Origin of the sequence: uncultured Brevundimonas sp., from assembly GCF_963975535.1 — a bacterium.
Lineage (GTDB): Bacteria > Pseudomonadota > Alphaproteobacteria > Caulobacterales > Caulobacteraceae > Brevundimonas.
Window position 1 is genome coordinate 143,745 of the sequence record NZ_CAXBHE010000001.1, and the last position, 24,642, is coordinate 168,386.

General features: G+C 68.3%; 20 protein-coding genes. 18 read left to right on the forward strand and 2 right to left on the reverse strand.

Features of this window, described 5'->3' with window-relative positions:
* Window positions 1-261 precede the first annotated feature (261 nt).
* From AACZ75_RS00680 to AACZ75_RS00700, 5 genes are read left to right on the forward strand one after another with little or no spacing between them, the layout of a single operon-like run.
* Window positions 262-2,475, forward strand: a complete 2,214-nt coding sequence (locus tag AACZ75_RS00680; RefSeq protein WP_339870612.1) for a polysaccharide lyase 6 family protein — start codon at window positions 262-264, stop codon at window positions 2,473-2,475.
* Window positions 2,472-4,694 carry a heparinase II/III family protein gene (locus AACZ75_RS00685; RefSeq protein ID WP_339870613.1) on the forward strand — a complete coding sequence of 741 codons (2,223 nt, stop codon included), beginning with the start codon at window positions 2,472-2,474 and terminating at the stop codon, window positions 4,692-4,694. Before AACZ75_RS00680 ends, AACZ75_RS00685 begins: the two co-directional genes overlap by 4 nt.
* A gap of 54 nt (window positions 4,695-4,748) precedes the next feature.
* Window positions 4,749-6,053 carry an MFS transporter gene (locus AACZ75_RS00690; RefSeq protein ID WP_339870614.1) on the forward strand — a complete coding sequence of 435 codons (1,305 nt, stop codon included), beginning with the start codon at window positions 4,749-4,751 and terminating at the stop codon, window positions 6,051-6,053.
* Entirely contained in the window at window positions 6,054-6,806 is a 753-nt protein-coding gene (locus tag AACZ75_RS00695; RefSeq protein ID WP_339870615.1) for a glucose 1-dehydrogenase, read from the forward strand.
* A gap of 10 nt (window positions 6,807-6,816) precedes the next feature.
* Complete coding sequence (locus tag AACZ75_RS00700; protein ID WP_339870616.1) at window positions 6,817-7,935, forward strand: sugar kinase; 1,119 nt, start codon at window positions 6,817-6,819, stop codon at window positions 7,933-7,935.
* Window positions 7,936-8,025: 90 nt separating this feature from the next.
* Here the strand turns inward: AACZ75_RS00700 and AACZ75_RS00705 are convergent, their stop codons facing one another.
* Both AACZ75_RS00705 and ppsA read right to left on the reverse strand, forming a co-directional pair.
* Window positions 8,026-8,496, reverse strand: a complete 471-nt coding sequence (locus AACZ75_RS00705) for an Hsp20/alpha crystallin family protein (protein WP_339870618.1) — start codon at window positions 8,494-8,496, stop codon at window positions 8,026-8,028.
* Window positions 8,497-8,569: 73 nt separating this feature from the next.
* Entirely contained in the window at window positions 8,570-10,996 is a 2,427-nt protein-coding gene (ppsA, locus tag AACZ75_RS00710) for a phosphoenolpyruvate synthase (RefSeq protein WP_339870619.1), read from the reverse strand.
* A 133-nt stretch (window positions 10,997-11,129) separates the two neighbouring features.
* On the opposite strand from ppsA, the gene AACZ75_RS00715 reads away from it, so the two are divergent.
* From AACZ75_RS00715 to AACZ75_RS00775, 13 genes are all read left to right on the forward strand, one after another.
* Window positions 11,130-11,867: an ABC transporter ATP-binding protein gene (locus AACZ75_RS00715; RefSeq protein ID WP_339870620.1), complete on the forward strand. Its 738-nt coding sequence runs from the start codon at window positions 11,130-11,132 to the stop codon at window positions 11,865-11,867.
* Window positions 11,864-14,239 (forward strand): FtsX-like permease family protein, encoded by a 2,376-nt coding sequence (locus tag AACZ75_RS00720; RefSeq protein ID WP_339870621.1) that lies wholly within the window; start codon window positions 11,864-11,866, stop codon window positions 14,237-14,239. The genes AACZ75_RS00715 and AACZ75_RS00720 overlap by 4 nt, the downstream gene beginning before the upstream one ends.
* 3 nt (window positions 14,240-14,242) lie before the next feature.
* A complete protein-coding gene (locus tag AACZ75_RS00725; protein ID WP_339870622.1) occupies window positions 14,243-15,409 on the forward strand; it encodes an efflux RND transporter periplasmic adaptor subunit in 1,167 nt (388 codons plus the stop codon).
* Between the two features lie 267 nt (window positions 15,410-15,676).
* Complete coding sequence (locus AACZ75_RS00730) at window positions 15,677-15,946, forward strand: hypothetical protein (protein WP_339870623.1); 270 nt, start codon at window positions 15,677-15,679, stop codon at window positions 15,944-15,946.
* 64 nt (window positions 15,947-16,010) lie between these two features.
* Window positions 16,011-16,523 carry a host attachment protein gene (locus AACZ75_RS00735; protein WP_339870624.1) on the forward strand — a complete coding sequence of 171 codons (513 nt, stop codon included), beginning with the start codon at window positions 16,011-16,013 and terminating at the stop codon, window positions 16,521-16,523.
* 197 nt (window positions 16,524-16,720) lie between these two features.
* The gene (locus AACZ75_RS00740; protein WP_339870625.1) at window positions 16,721-18,985 is read left to right on the forward strand and encodes a bifunctional salicylyl-CoA 5-hydroxylase/oxidoreductase; all 2,265 of its coding nucleotides are present in this window, start codon (window positions 16,721-16,723) and stop codon (window positions 18,983-18,985) included.
* On the forward strand, window positions 18,982-19,743 hold the full coding sequence (locus AACZ75_RS00745) for an SDR family NAD(P)-dependent oxidoreductase (protein WP_339870626.1): 762 nt from the start codon (window positions 18,982-18,984) through the stop codon (window positions 19,741-19,743). Before AACZ75_RS00740 ends, AACZ75_RS00745 begins: the two co-directional genes overlap by 4 nt.
* Window positions 19,740-20,237, forward strand: coding sequence for a MarR family transcriptional regulator (locus tag AACZ75_RS00750; protein ID WP_339870627.1), 498 nt, complete (start codon window positions 19,740-19,742; stop codon window positions 20,235-20,237). The genes AACZ75_RS00745 and AACZ75_RS00750 overlap by 4 nt, the downstream gene beginning before the upstream one ends.
* Window positions 20,234-21,046 (forward strand): enoyl-CoA hydratase family protein, encoded by an 813-nt coding sequence (locus AACZ75_RS00755; RefSeq protein WP_339870628.1) that lies wholly within the window; start codon window positions 20,234-20,236, stop codon window positions 21,044-21,046. The genes AACZ75_RS00750 and AACZ75_RS00755 overlap by 4 nt, the downstream gene beginning before the upstream one ends.
* Before the next feature lie 3 nt (window positions 21,047-21,049).
* Entirely contained in the window at window positions 21,050-22,219 is a 1,170-nt protein-coding gene (locus AACZ75_RS00760; protein ID WP_339870629.1) for an acyl-CoA dehydrogenase family protein, read from the forward strand.
* Window positions 22,219-23,823: an AMP-binding protein gene (locus AACZ75_RS00765; protein WP_339870630.1), complete on the forward strand. Its 1,605-nt coding sequence runs from the start codon at window positions 22,219-22,221 to the stop codon at window positions 23,821-23,823. The genes AACZ75_RS00760 and AACZ75_RS00765 overlap by 1 nt, the downstream gene beginning before the upstream one ends.
* Complete coding sequence (locus tag AACZ75_RS00770) at window positions 23,820-24,242, forward strand: thioesterase family protein (RefSeq protein ID WP_339870631.1); 423 nt, start codon at window positions 23,820-23,822, stop codon at window positions 24,240-24,242. Before AACZ75_RS00765 ends, AACZ75_RS00770 begins: the two co-directional genes overlap by 4 nt.
* Window positions 24,239-24,628 carry a RidA family protein gene (locus tag AACZ75_RS00775; RefSeq protein ID WP_339870632.1) on the forward strand — a complete coding sequence of 130 codons (390 nt, stop codon included), beginning with the start codon at window positions 24,239-24,241 and terminating at the stop codon, window positions 24,626-24,628. Before AACZ75_RS00770 ends, AACZ75_RS00775 begins: the two co-directional genes overlap by 4 nt.
* Window positions 24,629-24,642: the final 14 nt, after the last annotated feature.

Here is a 24,642-nt window from a genome sequence, read left to right on the forward strand (position 1 = left end):
TATCGCTTGGCTATACCCCCGAACCATTTCCGACTGCCGCGGCCGAAATTTGGCAGTTCATCAGCCACCCGTCGTTTGAAAGCCTCCGCCCTGACCAGCCAGCACTGGCTTTACCTGGGGCCCAACGGAATATTGGTTGTCCACTTTGTCGGCCAAATCGCTCATATTGGTTGACACGGAAATCCGGTTCGTTACGGTCCGTCCCGACGGCAAGGGACCAATCAGAGTCCCGAAAGCCGCCAAGGGGAGGGAGTATCCACCATGAGCGTCCGGCTTCTTGTCGCCCTTTTTTGTCTGGCCATCGCGGCCGCGACCGTGGATGCGGCTTCGGCCCAGCCGGGGACGGAAGGTCGCCTCGTCCGTACGCCGGCTGAATTCTCCAGCGCCATGCGTGCCGCCCGTCCGGGTGACACCATCGTGCTGGCGGATGGTGAATGGCGGGACTTCCAGATGCTGGTGTCGGGCCAGGGACAGGCCGGTCGAACCATAACGGTGACGGCTCAAACGCCCGGATCTGTCATCCTGACAGGCCTGTCGAACCTGCGCATGGCGGGTCGTTACCTGGTCGTCGCCAATCTGGTGTTCCGCGATGGTTACTCCCCGACCGGTGAGGTGATCTCCTTCCGGCGCAACCGCCAGGACCGGGCCACGGACAGCCGGGTGACCGGCATGGTCATCGACGGGTTCAGCAAGCCGGACCGTCGGGACGCCGACAACTGGGTGGCCCTGTTCGGCCAGAACAACCGCTTCGATCACAACCATATCGTCGGCAAAACCAATGCCGGCACGACCCTGGTTGTGGTTCGGGATGCCGAGCAGGGCCTGGCGAACCACCACCGCATCGACCACAACTATTTCGGACCGCGTCCCAGCCTGGGCTCGAACGGCGGCGAAACTCTCCGGGTGGGCACCAGCCACGACGCCGAATCCGACAGCTTCACCACGGTGGAGTTCAACTGGTTCGACCATTGCGACGGCGAGGTCGAGATCATCTCGAACAAGTCCGGGGCCAACGTCTATCGCGGCAATGTCTTTTTCGAATCGCGCGGGGCGCTGACCCTGCGTCACGGCGATGGCAATCTGGTCGAGGACAACGTCTTCATCGGCAACGGCGTCGACCACACCGGCGGAATCCGGGTCATCAATCGCAACCAGACCATCCGCAACAACTACATGCAGGGCCTCACCGGAACGGGCTTCGCCAGCGCCCTGACCGTGATGTACGGCGTGCCAAACTCTCCGGCCAACCGCTATGTCCGGGTCGAGAATGCGGTGATCGAAAACAACACCATCATCGACTCCGCCAGCATCTTTCTCGGTGCTGGCATGGACAGCGAACGGTCGGCCGCGCCGGTCTTCAGCCGCATGACCAACAACCTGATCGTCAACACCGACGGGCACGACCCCTTTCGCATCCAGGGCGATATGTCGGGGCTGGCGCTGGACGGCAACATCCAGTCACCTCCGGGCTCCGCCACCGCCCTGCCCGGCGTCCGGCGCACCACCATTGAGCTTCAGCGCGGCTCCGGCGGTCTCCAGGCCCCGGTCGGCATGAGAGACGTCGGCGCGCGCGCGGATCTGCGCGTCACCCGCCGTCAGGACACGGGCGTCGCCTGGTATGCGAAGGGCACCGAGAGCATCGCCTTCGACTCGGGCCGCACCATTCCAGTGCTCCCCGGAGACGACACCCTGACGGCCGCCCTCGCCTCGGCCCTGCCCGGCGACCGGCTGGTGCTGGCCTCGGGCGCATACACCGTCAATCAGGTCCTGAGCGTGGCCCATGTCATCACCGTCCGCGGGCCTGACGACGGCGAGGCCGTCCTGAAATTCAGTCGCCCGACCCTGTTCGAAATCGCGCGCGGCGGGTCACTGAAGCTGAGCGGCCTGACCATGAGCGGCGAGGCGGCACCCGACTATGTCGGCAATGCCGTGATCCGAACAGCGGCCGGGGCCGCCAACTATCGGCTGGTGATCGAGGACAGCCGCTTCACCGATATGGGTGTGAACCGGGCCTTCGACGCCATCTCCCTGACCAAGGGCACCACGGCCGACCAGATCATCCTGCGGCGGGTTCGCGCCGACCACATCAGCGGTTCTGTGCTCGCGGCCCACACGGAAACCGATGACCTTGGTTTCTACAATGTCGAGGGAGTCGAGATCATCGATTCCGTCTTCACCGACATTACCGGTCCGGCCGTCGACCTGTATCGCGGTGGCACCGACGAGAGCACCTTCGGGCCCCGCATCGTCGTATCGGGCTCCACCTTCGAGCGGGTCGGTGCACGGGGCAGTCCGCCCGTCGCCCTGGCCCTGCACGGCGTCCAGAACGCCCGACTTTCGGATAACCGCTTCATCAACGGCGGCGGTGTGCGCTTCTACCGGACCGTGGGGGCACCGAGCTTCCGCGAGACGGGCACGACGCTGGATCGCGCACCCGCGACCTGGACCAATCTGAACGCGGGACAGGCCCAATGAACCGTCTGCTCCTGTGCCTGCTGGCCGGCACCGCCCTGCTGCCGCTGACGCACGCCGGAATCGCCCGCGCGCAAACTCCGACCACCCAGTCCGCCCTCCGGTCAGAGGCAACCGCCCCGGTTCTGGTATCGCCCGAAGGCTGGCATCGGATGGCCGAGGCCGGCGACCGTCTTCCCATGTTTGCCCGGGAACGCACCCGGTTCGAGACTTCAGTGACCACCGCCATGGCGGCAGGGATCAACGTCCCGGTCCCGGTCGACCCCGGCGGCGGCTTCACCCATGAGCAGCACAAGCGCAACCAGCGCGCCATCTACGAGGCCGGGACCCTGTACCGGCTGACCGGCGACGTGCGCTATGCCCATTTCGTCCGCGACATGCTGCTGGCCTACGCCGACCTTTACCCGACTCTCGGCCCCCACCCGGTGACGCGCAGCAGCCGGCGCGGCCGTCTGTTCTGGCAGTCGCTCAACGATTCCGTCTGGCTGGTCTATTCGGTGCAAGGCTATGACGCGGTGCGCGACAGCCTGACCCCGGCCGAGCGCGAGACCATCGATACCGGCGTGTTCCGACCGATGGCACGGTTCCTGTCGGACGGCAGTCCGCACGTCTTCAACCTGATCCACAACCACGCCACCTGGGCCGTCGCGGGCGTCGGCATGACCGGCTATGTGCTGCGTGACCAGGATCTGGTCGACAAGGCCCTGCTGGGCCTGGCCAAAGACGGAGAGGCCGGCTTTCTGCGCCAGATCGACCGGCTGTTCTCGCCGGACGGCTACTACGAGGAAGGGCCGTACTATCAACGCTATGCCCTCGCCCCCTTCGTCATCTTCGCCCGCGCCATCGACCAGAACGAGCCGGAGCGGCAGATCTTCCAGCGCCGCGACGGCGTGCTGCTGAAGGCCGTCACAACCACAATCCAGAGCAGCTACGGCGGCTACTTCTTCCCGATCAACGACGCCATCAAGGACAAGGGGATCGACACCGAGGAGCTGATTTCCGGCGTCGCCGTCGCCTACGGACGCACCGGCGATCCGACCCTGCTGTCCATCGCGCGGCGTCAGGGCCGCACCCTGCTGTCCCCCGACGGTCTGGCCGTGGCTGAAGGTCTGGCGGAGAGCCACGACCAGCCGTTCGACTTCACCTCCACTCGCCTGCGCGACGGCCCGGACGGCGACCGCGGGGCGCTCGATATCCTGCGTGAAGGGGACGACCGGACCGGCCAGACCCTGGTGATGAAGAACACCGCCCAGGGCATGGGGCACGGCCACTATGACCGGCTCAACTGGCTGTTCTACGACAATGGCAACGAGGTCGTGACCGACTACGGCGCGGCACGCTTCCTCAACATCGAGGCCAAGGCCGGCGGCGTTTACCTGCCCGAGAACGACACCTGGGCCAGCCAGACGATCGCGCACAACACGCTCGTCGTGGACGGGCGCAGCCAGTTCGACGGCGACCTCGAAACCGCCGAGGCGCACTGGCCCGCCACGGGCCAGTTTGTCACCGACAACGGCCTGCAGATCGCCTCGTCGCGGATGGTGGGAGCGTGGGACGGCGTGGTGTTCGACCGGTCCCTGATGCTGGTCCGCCATCCGGACCTGCCCCTGCCCGTCGCCATCGACCTGCTCCGCGCGCGCGCCGATCACGCGGTCCGTTACGACCTGCCGCTGCATTTCAACGGCCACATCATGACCGTCGACTTCGAAGCCCGGCGCAACCTCACCCACCGTCCGGTCCTGGGCGATGCGGCGGGCTATCAGCACCTCTGGGTCGACAGCGTCTCGCCGGTGGCGGAGACCGAGCGCAGCCTGGCCTGGCTGCTGGACGGCCGCTTCTACACCTACCGGTTCGGCTCCAGCGTCCCCAGTCAGGCCCTGCTGGTCGAGAGCGGGGCCAATGATCCCGACTTCAACCTGCGCCGCCAGCCGGCCCTGATCCAGCGCACCGAGGGCCAGGGAAGGGTCAGCTTCTTCAGCGTGCTTGAGCCCCATGGTCGCTACGACGGCACGGGCGAGACGGTGACCGGATCCGCCAGCCGGATCGCGTCGCTTCGCCACGGCACCAGCGCCAGCGCCGAGGTCGTGGTGCTGACCCTGACCACCGGCGCGGTGCTGGCTATCGGCCTGGCCGACGACAGCAGCTCCACCGCCGCCCACCGGGTCACGGTCGACGGACAGACATACCAATGGTCGGGCACCCATGCGCGCTTTGATCGATAGAGGCCGGCGGGCGGGCAACCGCGATGACCGACCCACAACAGGGAAGACACGGCCATGAAAACCACGAGGCTGAGGTGGGTGATCGTCGCGCTGATCGCGATCGGCACCGTCATCAACTACATCGACCGCAACGCCATGGCAGTGATGTGGCCGGAGATTTCGGCCGACATCGGCGCGACCAAGGAACAGTACGCCCTGCTGGTCACGGTGTTCATGCTGTTCTACGCCGCCGGCCAGTTCGCCTTCGGCCGGATCTTCGACAGGATCGGCGTGCGGATGGGTTTTGCCGTGTCGATCGCGACCTGGTCGATCTCGATCATGCTGCACGCCACTGCCAATTCGATCCTGTCCTTCAGCATCTTCCGCGCCATGCTGGGCTTCACCGAGGCCGGTGCCTGGCCCGGAGCGGTCAAGGCCAATGCCGAATGGTTTCCCCCGCGTGAGCGGGCCCTGGCCCAGGGCGTGTTCAACGCCGGGGCCTCGATCGGGGCCATCGTCTCGGCCCCCCTGATCGCCCTGCTGTTCCTGAGCTTCGGCTGGAAGGGGACCTTTCTCCTGGTCGGCCTGCTCGGCTTCATCTGGCTGCTGCCCTGGCTGATCATCTACAAGTCCGGCCCCGCGACCCACCCCTGGGTCAGCGCCGCTGAACGGGTCCTGATCCTCGACGCGCCCGAGGCCGCCGCCACCCCGTCCGACGCCCGCCCGGCCTATGTGCCCAACCTGCGGCAGCTGCTGTCGCATCGTCAGAGCTGGGCCATCATCGGGGCCCGCTTCTTCCTCGATCCGATCTGGTGGCTGTTTGTCTCCTGGTTGCCGATCTATCTGGCCGAAACCTTCGGCTTCGACGTCAAACAGATCGGTTTGTTCGCCTGGGTACCCTTCGTCGGTGCCATGATCGGCAGCCTGCTCGGCGGCTGGCTCTCAGGGATCTTGATCCGGTCGGGCTGGACGGTGAACCGGGCCCGCAAGACCGTCGTCACCGTGGGCGGAGCCATCATGGCCCCGGCCCTGATCGCCGCGCCGCAGGCCGCCGATCCGACAGCGGCGGTGCTGATCATCGCGGCCGTGCTGTTCGGCTTCCAGATCGCCATCGGCAATATCCAGACCCTCCCGGCCGATGTGTTCGATCGCCGCTCGGTCGGCTCCCTGGCCGGGGCCAGCGGCATGGCCGCCGTGGCCGGCACGCTGATCATCACCTGGCTGGTTCCGGTCATGACGCGGATTTCCTACGGCCCGATTTTCCTGTTGGTCGCGGCTCTGGTTCCCCTGTCGCTCATCTTCGTCTGGTTCATCAGCGGTCGCTTCGAGCCCGTCGACCCCCAGGCAAAATCCTCCTCCACCTCTTCCAAGGATCACTGAATGACCCTCCAGAACAAGATCGCCATCGTCACCGGCGGTGGCCGCGACATCGGCCGCGAAGTGTCGCTCAAGCTGGCCGCGGAAGGGGCCCGCGTGTGCATCAATTTCGCCAATGACGCCGACAGCGCCGCCGAGACCCTGCGGCTGGTCCAGGCCGCGGGCGGACAGGCCATCCTGCACCGCGCCGATGTGACCCGCGCGACCGAGGTCGATGGCCTCATCGCGGCGTGCCGCGCGGCCTTCGGCGAGGGTGTCGACATCCTCGTCAACCTCGCCGGGGGCATGGTGGCGCGCAAACCCCTGCTCGAGATGGACGAGGCCTTCTTCGATCAGGTGATGAACCTGAATCTGAAATCGACCTTCCTGATGACCCGGGCCGTGGTGCCGTTGATGTCGGCCGGTGGCGCGATCATCAACTTCTCATCGCTGGCGGCCCGTGATGGTGGTGGGCCCGGTGCCGCCGCCTATTCGACGTCCAAGGGAGCCGTCACGACCTTTACCCGGTCGATGGCCAAGGAACTGGGGCCGAAGGGCATTCGCGTCAACGCCCTGTGCCCGGGCATGATCAGCACCAGCTTCCATGATACCTTTTCGAAGGACGAGGTGCGCAAGGCCGTGGCCGGATCCACCGCCCTGCGGCGCGAGGGTCAGGCCAGCGAAGTCGCCGCGGTCACGGCCTTCCTCGCATCGGACGGGGCCGGTTTCATCACCGGGGCCAATATCGACGTCAACGGCGGCCTCAACTTCTCCTGAAGGGGACACCATGCCCGCAGTTGCTCCCTCGCCGCCGAAAGTCTCCCCGAAATCGGCCGGCGAATGCCGATGGGACTGTCTCGCCCTGGGCGAGGTCATGCTCCGTTTCGACCCCGGCGAGGATCGGATACGCACCGCCCGATCCTTCCGGGTCTGGGAAGGCGGTGGCGAGTACAATGTCGCCCGCAGCCTGCGCCGGACCTTCGGCTGGCGCACCGCGATCGCCACCGCCCTGCCCCGCACCGAGCTCGGCGCGCTGGCCGAGGACCTGATCCTTCAGGGGGGCGTCGACATGAGTCCGGTCGTCTGGCGCGAGGCTGATGCGATCGGTCGAGATTCCCGCATGGGCCTGAATTTCACCGAGCGCGGCTTTGGCGTCCGCAGTGCCCTTGGCTGTTCCGATCGCGCCAATTCCGCAGCGTCGCAACTGGCCCCGGGCGAGATCGACTGGGACACCCTGTTCGGACGCGACGGCGTGCGCTGGCTGCATACCGGCGGGGTTTTCACAGCGTTGTCGTCATCGACCGCGGCGATCACCCTGGAAGCCGTAAAGGCGGCCCGACGGCACGGCACCCGGGTGTCCTTCGATCTGAACTATCGCCCCAGCCTGTGGACCAGCCACGGAGATCCGGAAACGCTGCGCCGGGTGAACCGCGAGATCGTGTCGAACTGCGACGTGCTGTTCGGGGACGAACTGGCCATCGCCGGCTGTCTGGGCGAGGCCAACGCCCCGGTCGCGCGGGAGACCCCGACGGACCGGCGTCCGTTTGATCACAGCGTCGATCAACTGATCGCCCGCTACCCCCAGCTGTCCGTGGTGGCGACAACGCTTCGCGACCCGGTGACGGCAACGCGAAACGGCTGGGGCGGCCTGATCCGGGAGGGCGACGTCCGGCATGCCTCCCACTACATCGAGGATCTGGAAATTCTCGACCGCGTTGGCGGCGGCGACGCCTTCGCAGCCGGGGTCGTCCATGCCCTGTTGTCGGGCTTCGGTGCGCAGGTCGCAGTGGACTGGGGCACGGCCCACGGTGCGCTGGCCATGACCACGCCCGGCGATACCGCCGTCAGCTCCATCGGCGAGATCATCCGGTTTCTCGGCCCCAACGCCGCAGCGACTGTTCGCTAGGCCGGGTCCCGATGACCTGGCTCGGAACGCACGACAGGGACGCACCGGGCACCACCCGGCACGCCGCCGGCCGGGCACCGGTCCGACGATCTATTTCGCGCCCTGGATCCGGATGGTTTTTGCGGTGGCACTGCCGTCCTTGGGCGCGACCAGGGTCAGGACGCCGTCCGCCATCGTGGCCTCGATCTTGTCCTCATTGACGCTGGTCGGCAGGGTCACCGACCGACAGATCGCGCCGTAGCTGCGTTCGGAAATCCGGTAATTGTCCTTCTCGGTCTTGGTCTCGGACTTCTTCTCACCGCTGACCGTCAGCACATGATCCTCGACCTCGATGGTGAGGTCTTCCCGGGTCATGCCGGGAAGCTCCATGGTCAGGGTTACAGCCTCCCTGGTCTCGGTCATGTCCATGCGGGGAGTCAGTTCGAACTGGGTCAGATGGCTCCAGCCATTGCCGAGCTCATCGAACAGGCGATTGAATTCCCGCTGAATCGGCGCGAATGTTCCGATCGCCGATCGCTGCAGATCGGGAAGGGTCGTCTTGCCGGATGCTTGATTTGCCATGACGGCCTCGTGCATTTGAGGGGGTAATGACAGCACCCTAGCGGGAAACCCGCCCCGAATACTTTGACCGACGTCAAACCCGGGGGTTGCGCCCGGCAGCCATCATCGTCTCATGCGCGGCCACGACCGTCATCGTGCGCGCCAGGCTGGACGGATTGACGCTGATCGATCCGATACCCAGCCGGGTCAGGAAGGCGGCGACCTCCGGCCAGGTGGCCGGGGCCTCGCCACAGATGCCGACCGGACGGCCGTTGCGCCGGCCACCCTCGACCGCCTGGCGCAGCATCTCCAGCACGCCCGGATCGCGTTCGTCGAAATCAAAGGCCACGGCCTCGGAGTCCCGGTCGACGCCAAGCACCAGCTGGGTCAGGTCATTGGACCCGATCGAGAAGCCGTCGAACAGGGCGGCGAAGGCGTCGATCTGGATGACATTGTTGGGGATCTCGCACATCACATAGACCTCCAGCCCGTCGTCGCCGCGCGTCAGCCCATGCGCGGCCATGGCGGCCAGCACCTGTTCGGCCTCACCGACGCGGCGGCAGAAGGGCACCATAACCTTCAGATTGGTCAGGCCCATATCCGCGCGCACCCGGCGCAGGGCCTCGCATTCCAGGGCGAAGCCGTCGGCATAGCGCGGATGGGCGTAACGCGACGCCCCGCGGAACCCCAGCATCGGGTTCTCCTCGACCGGCTCGAACGCCGCTCCGCCCAGCAGCCGCGCGTATTCGTTGGTCTTGAAGTCGGACAGGCGCACGATCACCGGCCGCGGAAAGAAGGCCGCGGCGATGACTCCGACCCCCTCGGCCAGACGCCGCACGAAATGGTCGCGGGGCGAGGCGTCGCCGCGCGACCGTCTGATGATGGCCTGGCGCTCCCGCACCGAGGTCACCCGGTCGGGGTGGGCCGCCGCCATCGGGTGGATGCCGATCTGCTCGCCGATGATGAATTCCATCCGGGCCAGGCCGACCCCCGCCGCGGGCAGCAGGCCGGTCCGGAAGGCCAGGTCGGGCTGGGCCAGGTTGACCATGATCGGTGTGTGCGGCCGCGGAATGGCATCCAGCGCCAGATGGTCCACCGTAAAGGGAACGGCCCCGTCATGGACCCGCCCGGTCTGACCCTCGGCGCAGGACACGGTGATGGTCCGACCCGTCTCCAGCCGCGCCGTCGCCCCCGCCGCCCCGACCACGGCCGGCACCCCCAGTTCGCGGGCGACGATGGCGGCATGACAGGTGCGTCCGCCCTGGTCGGTGACGATGCCGGCGGCGATCTTCATCACCGGCAGCCAGTCGGGACTGGTCGACGGCGCGACCAGGATTTCGCCTGGCAGAAAGGCCTGCAGATCGGCGGCTGACCGGACCAGCCGCGCCCGGCCGCTGGCGATCGTCTCGCCCACCGCCTTGCCGGTGACCAGGACCGGCCCCTCGCCGGTCAGGCGGTAGGTGTCGAAGGTCGCCGGATCGCGGCGCGACGCCACCGTCTCGGGCCGGGCCTGAAGCACGTACAGCCGTCCGTCCCCGCCGTCCCGGGCCCATTCGATATCCATCGGCATGGGCATGCCGGCGCGCTGTGAATAGTGATCCTCGATCCGGATCGCCACCCCGGCCAGATCCAGCACCTCGGCGTCGCTCAGACAGTAGCGGTCGCGATCGCGGCGCGGCACGCGATAGCTGTGCAACACCCCGCCCGGATCGGACCGGCGATGGGCCAGCCGCGTCTCCTTGCTGCCCAGTGAGCGGCGCAGCACGGCCCGGTAGCCGTCCCGGTAGGTCGGCTTGTGGACGTAGAATTCATCAGGCCCGACCCGGCCCTGGACGATGTTCTCGCCCAGCCCCCAGGCCCCGGTGATGAAGACGACGTCGCGGAACCCGGACTCGGTGTCCAGGGTAAAGGCCACGCCGCTGGCCGCCGCGTCCGAGCGCACCATCCGCATCACCGCCACCGACAGGGCGACGCTGAAATGGTCGAAGCCGTTGTTGACCCGGTAGACGATGGCCCGGTCGGTGAAGACCGAGGCGAAGCAGCGGCGACAGGCCTCGACCAGCCCGTCCTCGTCCTCGATATGCAGGAAACTGTCGTGCTGACCGGCGAAACTGGCCGTCGGCAGGTCCTCGGCCGTGGCCGAACTGCGCACCGCGACCGACAGCCTGCCCCCGTTCTGCGTGCTCAGCCGGCGATAGGCGGTCACGATCGCCGTCCTCAGCCCGGCCTCCCCCGTCGCCTCATGGACCAGGGCGCGCGCCGCGGCGGCGGCCCGGGCCAGGGCCGAGACGTCCCGGACATCCAGATCCTCCAGCAGGTCCCGCAGCGGTTGCCACGCCCCGGCGGCCGTCAGCGCCTCGCGATAGGCCGCCGCCGTTACCGCGAACCCGTCCGGCGCGGTGACCGGGCCGTCCGCCAGCAGTCGGTGCAGTTCCGCCAGCGACGCCGTCTTGCCGCCCACCTGCGGAACGTCATCCAGCCCAAGGGTGTCGAACCAGCGAATACGGGACGATGCGGGCATGAGGATTCAGCGACGCCTTTCCAGCCTGAACGGCCGGATCGCACGGGTTCGCCGCGGCGTCCTTGACCCTGATCAATACAATTCCCGCCAATCCCGGCTCAAACTGGCGCACGTCTTCGCAAAGGTCCCGTCCGTGCCAGACTCCGCGCGCGCCATCGTCTCCGACCCGGTACCGGCCTTCCACACGCGCGGCCTGTCGAAGACCTACGGCGAGGGCCCGACGGCGGTTCACGCCCTGCGGGACATCGACCTCGACATCCCTGAGGGGGAGCTGGTGATCCTGCTGGGGCCGTCCGGCTCGGGCAAGTCGACCCTGCTCAACATTCTCGGAGGCCTGGACCGCGCGACGGCCGGCGACGTCAAGTTTCATCACACGTCCCTGACGACGATGAGCGACCGGGCCCTGACCGACTATCGCCGCAGGAACGTCGGCTTCATCTTCCAGTTCTACAACCTGATCCCCAGCCTGACCGCGCGCGAGAACGTCAATCTGGTGCGCGAGATCGCCGACGATCCGCTCAGCGCCGAGGCGGCGCTCGAGCTGGTCGGCCTGGGCAACCGGATGGATCATTTTCCGGCCCAGCTGTCCGGCGGCGAACAGCAGCGCACCGCCGTGGCCCGGGCCATCGCCAAACGCCCCGCCGTCCTGCTGTGTGACGAACCGACCGGGGCGCTGGATCTGAAGACCGGCGTGCGCGTGCTGGAGGCCCTGGTCGAGATCAACGCCCGCTACGGGTCGACCACCCTGATCATCACCCATAACGCCGACGTCGCCCGGATCGGCCAGCGCGTGATCCATTTCGTCGACGGGCGCGTCCGCAGTGTCGAAACCAATGCCGCCCGCGTCCCGCCTTCGGAGCTGAACTGGTGAGACTGTCCCTGCATCCGCTCGACCGCAAGCTGCTGCGCGACGTCTGGACGATGCGCATCCATGCCGCGGCCGTCGCCCTGGTGCTCGGCTGCGGTCTGGCGGTCTATGTGATGGCGGTCGGGATGCGCGCCTCGCTGGAGCACACCCGCGCGGCCTATTATGCCGACCACCGGATGATGGACCTCACCGCCCCGGTCGTGCGGGCCCCGGACCGGGTCATCGCGGACCTCGCCCGCGTGCCGGACGTCGCTGCGGTCGAGACCCGGGTATCCGGCCTGGCCATGCTGGACCTGCCGCAGATCCAGGAACCGGCCTCGGCCCGGCTGGTCTCCCTGCCGCTCAAGGGCCGCCCGCGCATCAATGACCTGGCGCTCGTGCGCGGCCGTCTGCCCGACCCGGCCCGGGCGGAGGAAGCCGTCGTCATCGAGGCCTTCGCAACCGCCCTCGACCTCGACATCGGCAGTCGGGTCGACGCCACCATCCATGGCCGCCGCCACACCCTGATCGTCGTCGGCATCGCCAACTCGCCCGAGTTTGTGTTCGTCGCCGCACCCGGCGAATTGTTCCCGCAGCCGGACCGGTTCGGCGTGCTCTGGATGAGCCGCAACGCTCTCGCCCGCGCCTTTGACATGGAGGGAGCCTTCAACGAGGCGGTGTTCCGCCTGTCGCCCGGAGCCGACGTCGACCGGGTAATGCCCGCCATCGACACCATCCTGCGCCCGTTCGGGTCAGGCGGTGCCTATGGGCGTGACCTGATGGTCTCCGACCGCTTCCTGACCGAGGAACTGAAGCAGCTGGCGACCATGGCCTTCTTTCTCCCGGCCTTCTTCCTCGTGATCGCGGCCTTTCTGGTCAATATCGCCCTGGGCCGGGTCATCGCCACCGAACGCTCGAACATCGGCCTGCTCAAGGCCTTTGGCTACAGCGACCGGACCGTCGCCTGGCACTATGCCAAGAGCGCCCTGATCTTCGCCGCCGTCGGGGCCGCACTCGGTTCGGTCGCCGGTGTCCTGTTCGGCCGGGCGATCGCCGACCTCTATCGGGCCTACTACCATTTCCCGGCACTGGAATTCTCGGCCGCCCCCCTGACCTTCGCCGGGGCCTGGGTCGGGGCCTTCGCCGCCGCCGGGGTCGGGGCGGTGTTTTCGGTCTGGCGGGCCCTGCGCCTCGCACCGGCCGAGGCCCTGTCACCCCCGCAGCCGGCGGCCTTCTTTCAGTCGGCGGGTCCGATCGCCCGGTTCGCCGGCCGGCTCGACGCCAAGAGCCGCATCATCCTCAGGCGGATCGAGCGCTTTCCACGCCGGGCAGCCACCACCGTTCTGGGCGTCGCCCTTGCCATCGCCCTGCTGATCGTCTCGGGGGCCTTTCCCGCCGTGATGAACCAGCTGCTGGACGTGCATTTCTCCATCGCCAACCGGCAGGACGCGACCCTGTCCTTTCTCTTTCCCCGGGAAATCGCCGTGCTGCACGACGTCGAACATCTGCCGGGCGTGGTCTATGCCGAGCCGTTCCGGGCCGACGATGTGATCCTGAGAAACGGTCACCGGGAGGTGCGGGAGGCCCTGCTGGGCCTGCCGTTCAACGCCCGTCTCAGCCGGCTGATCGGCCGCTCCGGCAAGGCGATCGAGCCGCCGGCCTCGGGCATCGCGCTGGCGCGCGCCCTGGCGGCAAAACTGGACGCCCGGCCCGGCGACGAAATCGAGATCGAGCAGGTCGCGGGCCGCCGCCTGAAGGCCCGCATCCGGGTCACGGGCATCGTCGACCCGATGGTGGGATCCTCCGCCTATATGAATCTGGATGCCCTGGGCCGGTTGCTCCGCGAACCGGGCCGGATCAGCGGAGCCCATCTGGTACTCGATCCGGCACATTACGGGGCCTTCAACACGCGGCTCAAGGAAACCCCGGCCCTGGCCGGGGCCAGTTTCCTGCGTCAGGCGGAACGCTCGATGCGCCGCGCGTTCGACGAAGGCGTGGGCGTCATGAACTATATCTACATCGCCTTCGCCGCGGTCATGGCCGGCGGGGTAGCCTTTTCCGCCGCCCGGGTGACGATGGCGGAACAGGCCCGCGATCTCGCGACCCTCAGGGTGCTCGGCTTTACCCGGATGGAGGCCTCCTATGTGCTGATCGGAGAGCTGTTCGTCCTGGCCCTGGCCGCCGTCCCGCTCGGTTGTGTCATCGGCACCGGTCTGGGGCTCTGGCTGATGCGATTGTTCCAGACCGACATGTACAGCTTCGCCTTCGTCTATGACCCGGCCAGCTATGCCTTTGCCATAGCGTTCGCCCTTGGCTGCGTCGCCGTGGCCGCCCTTATCGTCAGGCAGGATGTTGATCGCCTCGACATGGTCAGCGTGCTCAAGGCCAGGGACTAGATGATGAGACGCCCGTCCCTCCCCCGTCTGTCGCTCGCCCGGTGGCTGTGGTCCGCGGCCGGTCTGATGCTGGCGATCGGACTGGTCTGGCTGGCCTGGCCCCGGGCCCTTGAGATCGAGACGGCGGTCATCGACCGGGGCATGGTCCGGCGCGAAATCGTCGACGAGGGTCGCACCCGTATCCACGACGTCTTCGTCATCTCGGCACCCGTCGCCGGCGCGCTGCAGCGGATCGAATTGCATCCCGGCGACCCCGTCACCCGTGGCGCGGTCGTCGCGACCATCCTGCCCGCCGATCCGCCCCTGCTGGACGCCCGCATCGCGCAGGAAGCCGTGGCCGCGGTCGCAGCGGCGCGTTCGGCCCTCGCTGCCGCCGAAGCCAACGCCGACCTGGCGCAGCGCGACCAGACACGGGTCGCCCGACTCGCCGGGCAGGGCTTTGCCGCCCCGGCCGCCCTCGACAGCGCGAACGCCGCCCTGCGTGCCGCCCGGGCGGAAGTCTCGGCACGCCGGGCTGAACTTCAGCGCGCGATCGTCGCCGCCGGTCGCAGCCGCACCGGGCCGGGTCGCCCGACACCGGTGCGTAGCCCCGCCTCCGGCCGGGTGCTGCAGCTGCTGCGCCCCAGCCAGGGTGTCGTCCTGGTCGGCACGCCCCTGCTCGAGCTCGGTGACCCGGCCAATCTGGAAGTCGTCGCCGAATTCCTGTCCCAGGACGCCATGCTGATCCCCACGGGAGCCACGGCCTTCCTGGAGGGCTGGGGCGGCGAGACGGCGCTTCCGGCGCGGGTCTCGGTCATCGAGCCGTTTGCCCACACCAAGATCTCGGCGCTCGGCATCGAGGAACAGCGCGTCAATGTCATCCTGCATCTGACCGATCCGGATACCGCCCCGCCGCTGGGACACGGCTTCCGGCTGGATGTGCGCGTCGTCGTCAGCAAGACCCCGAACGCCCTGCGTGTCCCGACCGACGCCCTGGTCCGCCACGGCACCGGCTGGGCAGTGTTCCGGATTCTCGACGGTCGTGCCCGACTGACCCCGATCCGCATCGGCACCGGCGACGACCGCTTCCGGGCTGTGCTCGGGGGTCTCGCCGTCGGCGACCGGGTCATTCTCTTTCCCGGCGACACCATCGCGGACGGCAACCGGGTTCGCGGGGCCCGGTCGAATTAGAAGCGGGGACCGGACCGACGGCGGGATGATGTGCCTGGGGTCTTGAGGCCGTTGCCGGCCTCTGCGCCGCCTGCCCGGTCCGGTACCGCAACACACCGACCCGGACCCGAATGCCGCGCCCCGATCTCACCGGTCCGGCAGCGCCGTTCGGAACCGCACCGGGACTCGGAGACTTAATTGTTCCAGGGCGCGCAGCGACATCACCCGCAGCATACCGCGCCCGGGTCGAGCCGGTGGCCAGGACCACCCGCAAACAGGGAGATTTCGATGCCGGAAACCAAGACAGTCTACCTCAACCTTGCCTCTGCATCGGACCTTGCGAAGGTACCCAATATCGGCGAGCGCGCCGCGGCGATCATCGAGAAACGACCTTTTCGCGACTGGTCTGACCTGCGCCGCGCCGGCATGGACTCCGATGAAATCAATGCGGTGAAGAGTGCGGGGGTCGAACTCGGCATGCCGGGCGAAGGTCCGATCGGCGAGCCGGGCAGCGGCGGCAGCGGTGGCAGCCCTGGCGGCAACCTGGGCAAGGCCTGACCCGACGGGCTCGTGCGCTCGCCCGCAGGCATTCCTGGTCCCCCCGGACCCTGAAGGCCTGCCCGTGACGGCCGACCCGGTACATTTGAACACTGCCATTCGCCGCCGCGCCGGACGGCGCATTGCGGGACCTGATCGCACACGGGCCGCTTCCGGCCACGCGGCGGCAAGCAAGGAGCCGGATATGACTCTACGACACTACCGGGACGGAACATTTGTCGTCGTCGCCAGCGGAGAGGCGGCCAAGACGTTCCATATGAGAAACGGGTCACTTCAACACGCCGAAAACTGGAATGCGGTAAACCTCGAGGATGAGGGACCCTCGGGAAAGAGCCCACCGGACGCCTCGTTCAAGGACATCGACGAAGCGACCTTCTCGAAACAGATCGCGCGGCGGCTCTTCAAGCTGGCGCATGCGGGCAAGTTTGATCAACTCGTCCTGATGGCCGACCCACGCACATTGGGTGAAATCCGGCCGCTTCTGCATCAGGAAGTTACGGAAAAACTGGTGCTTGAGCAGGCAAAAACCCTGATCAACGCGCCGGTTGATGTCATCGAGCGGTCACTGAGACACTAGACATCCTGTGGTGGGAGACCGTCGGCGCCGGCCTGGTCGCGTCGTCATCGCGGTGCCGGCCGGTCGCGAAACCCGGACGGGATACCCGGCACGGTTCCAATGCAAATCCGCCACGGGACACACCGCTGGACGTCGCGACACAACTATTTTAAACTTAAAGCATGTCGTCGAGTCGCGCTGTCAAAAGCATCGCCGTCGTGGGTGCCGGTCCGGGCGGGCTTTACCTCGCCATATCGCTGAAGCTGCATGATCCGTCGCTGGGCGTGGTCGTGCACGAGCGCAACCGGCCGGATGACACCTTCGGCTGGGGGGTGGTCTTCTCCGACCAGACCCTGGCCAATCTCAAGGCCAACGATCCCGAAACCGCGGCCCTGATCGAGGCGGCCTTCGTCCACTGGGACGACATTGACGTTCATATTCACGGCCAGACGATCCGCTCGGGCGGCCATGGCTTCGCCGGCATCGGCCGTCAGCGACTGCTGACCATCCTACATGACCGGGCCCGCGCCCTGGGCGTCGAGCTGCGGTTTGAGGCCGAGGTCTCGGACGCCTGGGCGCTTGACGCTGACATCGTGGTTGCCGCCGACGGGCTGAACAGCGTGACCCGCAATGCCCGGCCCGAGACCTTCGGCGTCGACATCGACGTGCGCACCAACAAATACATCTGGCTGGGCACGCATCAGGCGTTCGACGCCTTCACCTTCGCCTTCGTCGACACCCCGCACGGTTGGATCTGGGCCCACGCCTACCAGTTCGAACCGGGAGCCTCGACCTTCATCGTCGAATGCACCGAGGCGACCTGGCTTGGCCTCGGCTTCGATCAACTCGACCAGGATCAGACCTGTCGTGCGGCCGAAACCCTGTTCGCCGACTGGCTGGGTGGTCACGCCCTGATGAGCAATGCGCGACACATCCGCGGCTCGGCCTGGCTCAACTTCCCGCGCGTCGCGTGTTCCAACTGGCGCGACGGCAAGGTCATCCTGCTGGGGGACGCCGCCCACACCGCGCATTTCTCCATCGGGTCCGGGACCAAACTGGCCTTCGAGGACGCCATCCATCTGGCCGGGGCCCTGACCGGTGGCGGTGATCTCGATCTCGCCCTCGCGACCTATGAGGCCGAGCGCCGGATCGAGGTGCTGAAACTGCAGAGCGCGGCGCGCAATTCGACCGAATGGTTCGAGACGGTCGACCGCTACGTCCACCTCGACCCGCTGCAGTTCACCTACAGCCTGCTGACCCGCAGCCAGCGCGTCAGCCATGAGAACCTGCGCCTGCGCGACCGCGACTTCCTGACCGGGGTCGAGCGCTGGTTCGCCGACAGCGCCGGCGCGCCGCCGTCCGAACCGCCGCCCGCGCCCATGTTCGCGCCGCTGCAACTGCGCGGCCTGACCCTGCCCAACCGCGTCGTGGTCTCGCCGATGTGCATGTATTCGGCCGAGGACGGTCTGATCAACGACTTCCATCTGGTCCACCTCGGTGCGCGCGCGCTGGGCGGGGCCGGTCTGGTTTTCACCGAGATGACCGACGTCTCGGCCGACGCCCGCATAACCCCCGGCTGCGCCGGACTGTACCGGCCCGAGCACCGCGACGCCTGGAAACGGATCGTCGATTTCGTTCACGGCCAGGGCGCGCGCATCGCCATCCAGCTGGCCCATGCGGGGCGCAAGGGTTCGGTCGAACGGCCGTGGGGGCCGCGCGCCGATCAACCCCTGCTCGAGGGTGGCTGGGCGCTGATCGCCCCGTCGCCGATCCCATGGTCGGACGACGACCAAGTCCCGCGCGCGATGACCCGCGCCGACATGGACCGGGTCCGCGACGACTTTGTCCGCGCCGTCGGCTGGGCCGTCGAGGCCGGCTTCGACATGGTCGAGCTGCACTGCGCCCACGGCTATCTGCTGTCGTCCTTCCTGACGCCGGTGTCGAACCACCGAACGGACGCGTACGGCGGCTCTGTCGAGAACCGGTTGCGCTTCCCGCTGGAAGTGTTCACCGCCATGCGCGCGGCCTGGCCCGGGGAGCGCCCCATGTCGGTACGCCTGTCGGCAACGGACTGGGTCGACGACGGCATCACGCCGGAGGAGACGGTGATCATCGCCCGCGCCTTCGCCGACGCCGGCTGCGATCTGATCGACGTCTCCGCCGGATCGACCACGCCCCAGGGCGAGCCCGTCTACGGCCGGATGTTCCAGACCCCGTTCAGCGACCGCATCCGCAACGAGGCGGGCGTCGCCACCATGGCCGTCGGCAACATCTACGAGACCGACCACGTCAACAGCATCCTCGCCGCCGGGCGCGCCGACCTGTGCGCCCTGGCCCGGCCGCATCTGGCCGATCCGAACTGGAGCCTGCGCGCCGCCGCCGAACGGGGTTGGCGCGGCCTCCAGCCGCCGGTCCAGTACCGCGCCGGCTTTGCCCAGCTGGCCCGCAACCTCGAAAAGCAGCAGCAGGCGGAGCCGGTATGAGCCTTCAGGGTCGCCATGCCGCGGTCACGGGGGCCGGCTCCGGCATCGGCCGGGCCACGGCCGAGCGGCTGGCCGAGGCCGGCTGCCAGATCACCCTGATCGGTCGCCACCTCGGTCGCCTGACCGAGTCCGCTGACCGCATCGGCGACGCCGCCTTCGTCGCGCCCGCCGACGTCACCGACCCCGACGCCCTCGCCGCCGCCATCGAGGTTGGCCGCGACCGCTTCGGCCCGATCGACATCCTGATCAACAACGCCGGGGCCGCCTCCTCCGCGCCGTTCCTGAAGACCTCGGCCGCCGACCTGCGTGCCATGCTGGCCCTCAATCTCGAAGCCCCGGCCGAGGCCATGCGACTGGTCCTGCCGGGCATGCTGACGCGTCGCTGGGGCCGGATCGTCAATGTCGCCTCGACCGCCGGACTGAAGGGCTATGCCTATGTGTCGGCCTATGTCGCCGCCAAACACGGGCTGGTCGGCCTGACCCGCGCCGTGGCGCTCGAGGTCGCCGCCAAGGGCGTCACCGTCAACGCCGTCTGCCCCGGCTTCACCGACACCGAACTGGTGGCCCGTTCGGTCGCGGCCATCACCGGCAAGACCGGACGGACGGAAGACGAGGCCCGCGCCGCCCTCGCCGCCTCCAATCCGCAGGGCCGGCTGATCACCCCCGACGAGGTGGCCCAGACCATCGTCTGGCTGTGCGGCGACGGGGCCTCGGGCGTCAACGGCGTGGCCGTGCCGGTGGCCGGAGGCGAACTGTGAGCCCGACCGCCGCCCTGCTCCCCGACCGTCTCGGCGGGGCCCCGGACGGCAAGCGGTCCCTGCGCCTGTGGCTGCGCCTGCTGACCTGCACCACCACCATCGAACAGACCGTTGCCCAGCGGCTGCGCGACAGTTTTGACACCACACTGCCCCGCTTCGACCTGCTGGCCGCGCTCGACCGCGCCGGCGACCCCGGCCTGACCATGGGCGAGGCGGCCGCGATGCTGATGGTGTCGAACGGCAATGTCACCGGTCTGGCTGCGCGCCTGAAGGCCGACGGCCTGATCGAGTCCCTGCCGGGCCCGGACCGGCGCGTGCAGCGCATCCGGCTGACGCCAGCGGGCCGGACCCGCTTCGCCGTCATGGCCGCCGCCCACGAACGCTGGATCGAGACCCTGTTCGCCGGTCTGGACGACGCCGAGGCCGAAACCCTGACCCACCTGCTGGAGCGCACCAAGCGTTCTCTGCAAACCCACACGGAGCCGACCCCATGAAGGCGCGCGACTACAAGGCCGAGCATTTTCTCTGGACCGTCGACGGCGACGGAGTCGCCACCCTGACCCTGAACCGGCCCGAGCGGAAGAACCCGCTGACCTTCGACTCCTATGCCGAAATGCGTGACCTGTTCCGCGCCCTCGTCCACGCCCGCGACTGCAAGGTGGTGATCCTCTCCGGGGCCGGTGGCAACTTCTCCTCGGGCGGCGACGTGCACGAGATCATCGGCCCGCTGACCGAGATGGCCATGCCGGCCCTGCTCGACTTCACCCGCATGACCGGTGATCTGGTCAAGGCCATGCGCAACTGCCCGCAACCGATCATCGCGGCGCTGGACGGCATCTGCGTCGGGGCCGGCGCGATCATGGCCATGGCCTCGGACCTGCGCATCGCCACGCCGAAGACGAAGACCGCCTTCCTGTTCACCCGCGTCGGCCTGGCCGGCTGCGACATGGGGGCCTGCGCCATCCTGCCCCGCCAGATCGGTCAGGGCCGCGCCTCGGAACTGCTGTTCACCGGCCGGATCATGACCGCCGACGAGGGCGAGCGCTGGGGCTTTCACAACCGCCTTGTCGAGCCCGACGCCCTGATGGAGGCGGCGCGGGAGTTGGCCCTGTCGCTGGCCCGGGGCCCGACCTTCGCCCACGGGGTGACCAAGACCCAGCTCAACCTCGAATGGGACATGAGCCTCGACGCCGCCATCGAGTCCGAGGCCCAGGCCCAGGCCATCTGCATGCAGACGAAGGACTTCCGCCGCGCCTTCGAGGCCTTCGCGGCCAGGCGTGATCCGGTGTTCGAGGGGAACTGAGCCATGGCGGACCGCACCTTCCTCGACTGGCCGTTTTTCGAAGACCGCCACCGCGCCTTCGCCGCCGATCTCGAAGCCTGGACCGAGGCCAATGCCGCCACGGTCAACCTGCACGGCGACGACGATCTGGACGGTGACTGCCGCCGCATCCTCAAGGCCCTGGCCGACGGCGGCTGGCTCAAGAATGCCGTGCCCGACGCCAACGGCAGGCTCGATGTTCGCACCCTGTGCCTGACCCGCGAGACCCTGGCGCGCCGTTCCGGCCTGGCCGATTTCGTCTTCGCCATGCAGGGACTGGGCACCGGCCCGATCAGCCTGTTCGGCAGCGACGACCAGAAGGCGCGCTGGCTGCCCGGCGTGGCCTCGGGCCAGACCATCGCCGCCTTCGCCCTGTCGGAGCCCGAGGCCGGCTCCGACGTCGCCGCCCTGTCGACCACCGCCCGCCGCGACGGCGACGGCTGGGTGCTGGACGGGACCAAGACCTTCATCTCCAATGGCGGCCTCGCCGACCGCTACACCGTCTTCGCCCGCACCGGCGAAGCCCCCGGGGCCCGCGGCCTCAGCGCCTTCGTCGTCGATGCCGACACGCCCGGTTTCGAGATCGTCGAACGCATTCCCCTGATGGCCCCGCATCCGCTGGCGACGATCCGCTTCAACGCCTGCCGCATCGACGGCGACCGCTTGCTGGGCGAGGCTGGTCAGGGCTTCCGGATCGCCATGGGTACTCTGGATGTGTTCCGCTCGACCGTCGCCGCCGCCGCGCTGGGCTTCTCGCGCCGCGCCTTCGACGAGGCCGCCGCCCGCACCACATCCCGCACCCTGTTCGGGGCCCCGATGAGCGACCTGCAGCTGGTCCAGGCCTCGCTGGCCGACATGGCGCTGAAGATCGACGCCTCGGCCCTGCTGATCTATCGCGCCGCCTGGCTCAAGGACCAGGGTTCACCGCGCATCACCCGCGAGGCCGCCATGGCCAAACTCTACGCCACCGACGAGGCCCAGGCCGTGATCGACGCCGCGGTCCAGCTGTTCGGCGGTCTCGGCGTCGTGTCCGGCAACCCGGTCGAGCGCCTGTACCGCGAGATCCGGGCCCTGCGCATCTATGAGGGAGCCTCGGAGGTGCAGAAGATCGTCATCGCCCGTCAGGCACTGGCGGCGATGGCGGGAGGGACCTGATGCCCCGCAGCGCGCATCTCGACCGGTTCGTGCTGGACCACCTGCCGCCGCCGGCGCAGCAGCCCGACCGGATCTTCGATCGCCCCGAACTGGCCTATCCCGAACGCCTCAACGCCGGTGCCGAACTGCTGCGCCGCGCCCTTGCCGCCGCCGGCCCCGAGGCCCGCGCCCTGATCGACCACGACCATGAGTTCAGCTGGGGTCGGGTCGACGCCATCTCCAGCCGGATGGCGCGGATTCTGGTCGAGGACCTGGGCCTGGTCCCCGGCAACCGCGTCCTGCTGCACGGCCCCAATTCGGCGTGGACGGCCCTGGCCTGGTTCGCCATCCTCAAGGCGGGCGGCGTCGTCGTCGCCACCATGCCGATGCTGCGCGCCGCCGAACTGGCCATCGTCGTCAACAAGGCCCGCATCAGCCACGCCCTCGTCTATGACACCCTCGTCGAGGCCGTGACCGAGGCCCAGGCGACCGCCCCGACGCTGGTTCAGATCATGGACTCCGCGACCCTGCAAAAGGCGGCGCAGTCGCAACCGGCCGGGATCGGTTTCGCCCCGGTCGACACCGCCGCCGACGATCCCGCCCTGATCGCCTTCACCTCCGGCACCACCGGCCAGCCCAAGGGCTGCGTCCACGGCCACCGCGACATCCTCGCCATGGCCGATACCTTCGGCCGCCATATCGTGCAGCTGTCGAAGGCCGACATCGTCGTCGGTACCCCGCCGATCGCCTTCACCTTCGGCCTCGGCGGGCTGGTGGTGTTCCCGGCCGCAGTGGGTGCCGCCACCGCCTTCGCCCCCTGCCCCGGCTTCGACGCCCTGGCCGAGACCATCGCCCGCCATCGTGCCACCGCCCTGTTCACCGCCCCGACCGGCTATCGCGCCCTGCTCAAGCTGGCGGATGCGCACGACCTCTCCTCGCTGCGCACCTGCGTCTCGGCCGGTGAGGCCCTGCCCGCCGCCACCTCCGATGCCTGGCATGAGGCGACCGGCGTGCGCATCATCGACGGTATCGGCTCGACCGAGATGATCCATATCTTCATCTCGGCCGGCGGCGATGCCATCCGCCCCGGGGCTACCGGCAAGCCCGTCCCCGGCTACGAGGCCCGCATCATCGACGCGGACGGCAACCCCCTGCCGGCGGGAGAGACCGGCCGCCTCGCCGTGCGCGGCCCGACCGGCTGTCGCTATCTCGATGACGATCGTCAGGCCGCCTATGTCCAGGACGGATGGAACCTGACCGGCGACGTCTACCGCCTCGATGAGGACGGCTATTTCTGGTTCGTGGCCCGGTCCGACGACATGATCGTCTCGTCCGGCTACAACATCGGCGCGCCCGAGGTGGAGAACGCCCTGCTGCGCCATCCCGCCGTGGCCGAGGCCGCCGTCATCGGCGTGCCGGACGAGGAACGCGGCCAGATCGTCAAGGGATTCGTGGTGCTCAACCCGGGCCATACTGCCTCTGACGCCCTGAAATGCGAGCTCCAGACCCATGTGAAGGGGGTCATCGCCCCCTACAAATATCCCCGGGCGCTGGCCTTCGTGGACGCCCTGCCCAAGACGCAGACCGGCAAGCTGCAACGCTTCCGGCTCAAGGCGGACGCATGACCGGTCAGATCTTCACCACCGAACGGCGCGTGCGCTTTGCCGACTGTGACGCCGCCGGCATCGTCTTCTTCCCGCGCTATTTCGAGATGCTCAACGGCGTGGTCGAGGACTGGTTCGCCGGTCCGCTGCAGGCCTCGTTTCGCGAGTTGCATCTCAACCGCCACGTCAGCGTCCCGACCGCCGCCGTCGAGGCCCGCTTCATCGCCCCGTCACGGCTTGAGGATGAGCTGACCTTCGCCCTGACGGTCACCAGATTGGGCGGGGCCTCCTGCGGCCTGCGCCACCGCATCAGCGCCGGCCCCCAGCTGCGTTTCGAGGCGAGCCAGACCATCGTCTATGTCGGGGCCTCGATGAAACCCGAGCCCTGGCCCGAGGCGCTGCGCGCCCGCATCCAGCCCTTTGTCGAGGTCCAGCCATGAACCGCACCCTGCTGCCCGAGGGCTGGCCCCGGCCGCGCGGCTATGCGAACGGCATCGCCGCCAGCGGCGAGCTGGTCTTCGTCGCCGGCCAGATCGGCTGGGACACGGCCGGCGTCTTCCCGGACGGTTTCGCGGCCCAGTTCCGGCAGACCCTCGACAATACCCTGGCCGTGCTGGCCGAGGCCGGGGCCGGGCCGGAGCACATCGTCCGCATGACCTGGTACGTGGTCGACAAGGCCGAATACCTCGCCGCCCTGCGCGAGATCGGCGCGATCTGGAAAGAGCGGATCGGCCCCCACTACCCGACCATGGCCGTGGTCGAGGTCAAGGGCCTGATCGAGGACGCCGCCCGCATCGAGATCGAGACCACGGCCGTGATCGGCTAGCCCGGCTCCCGAAG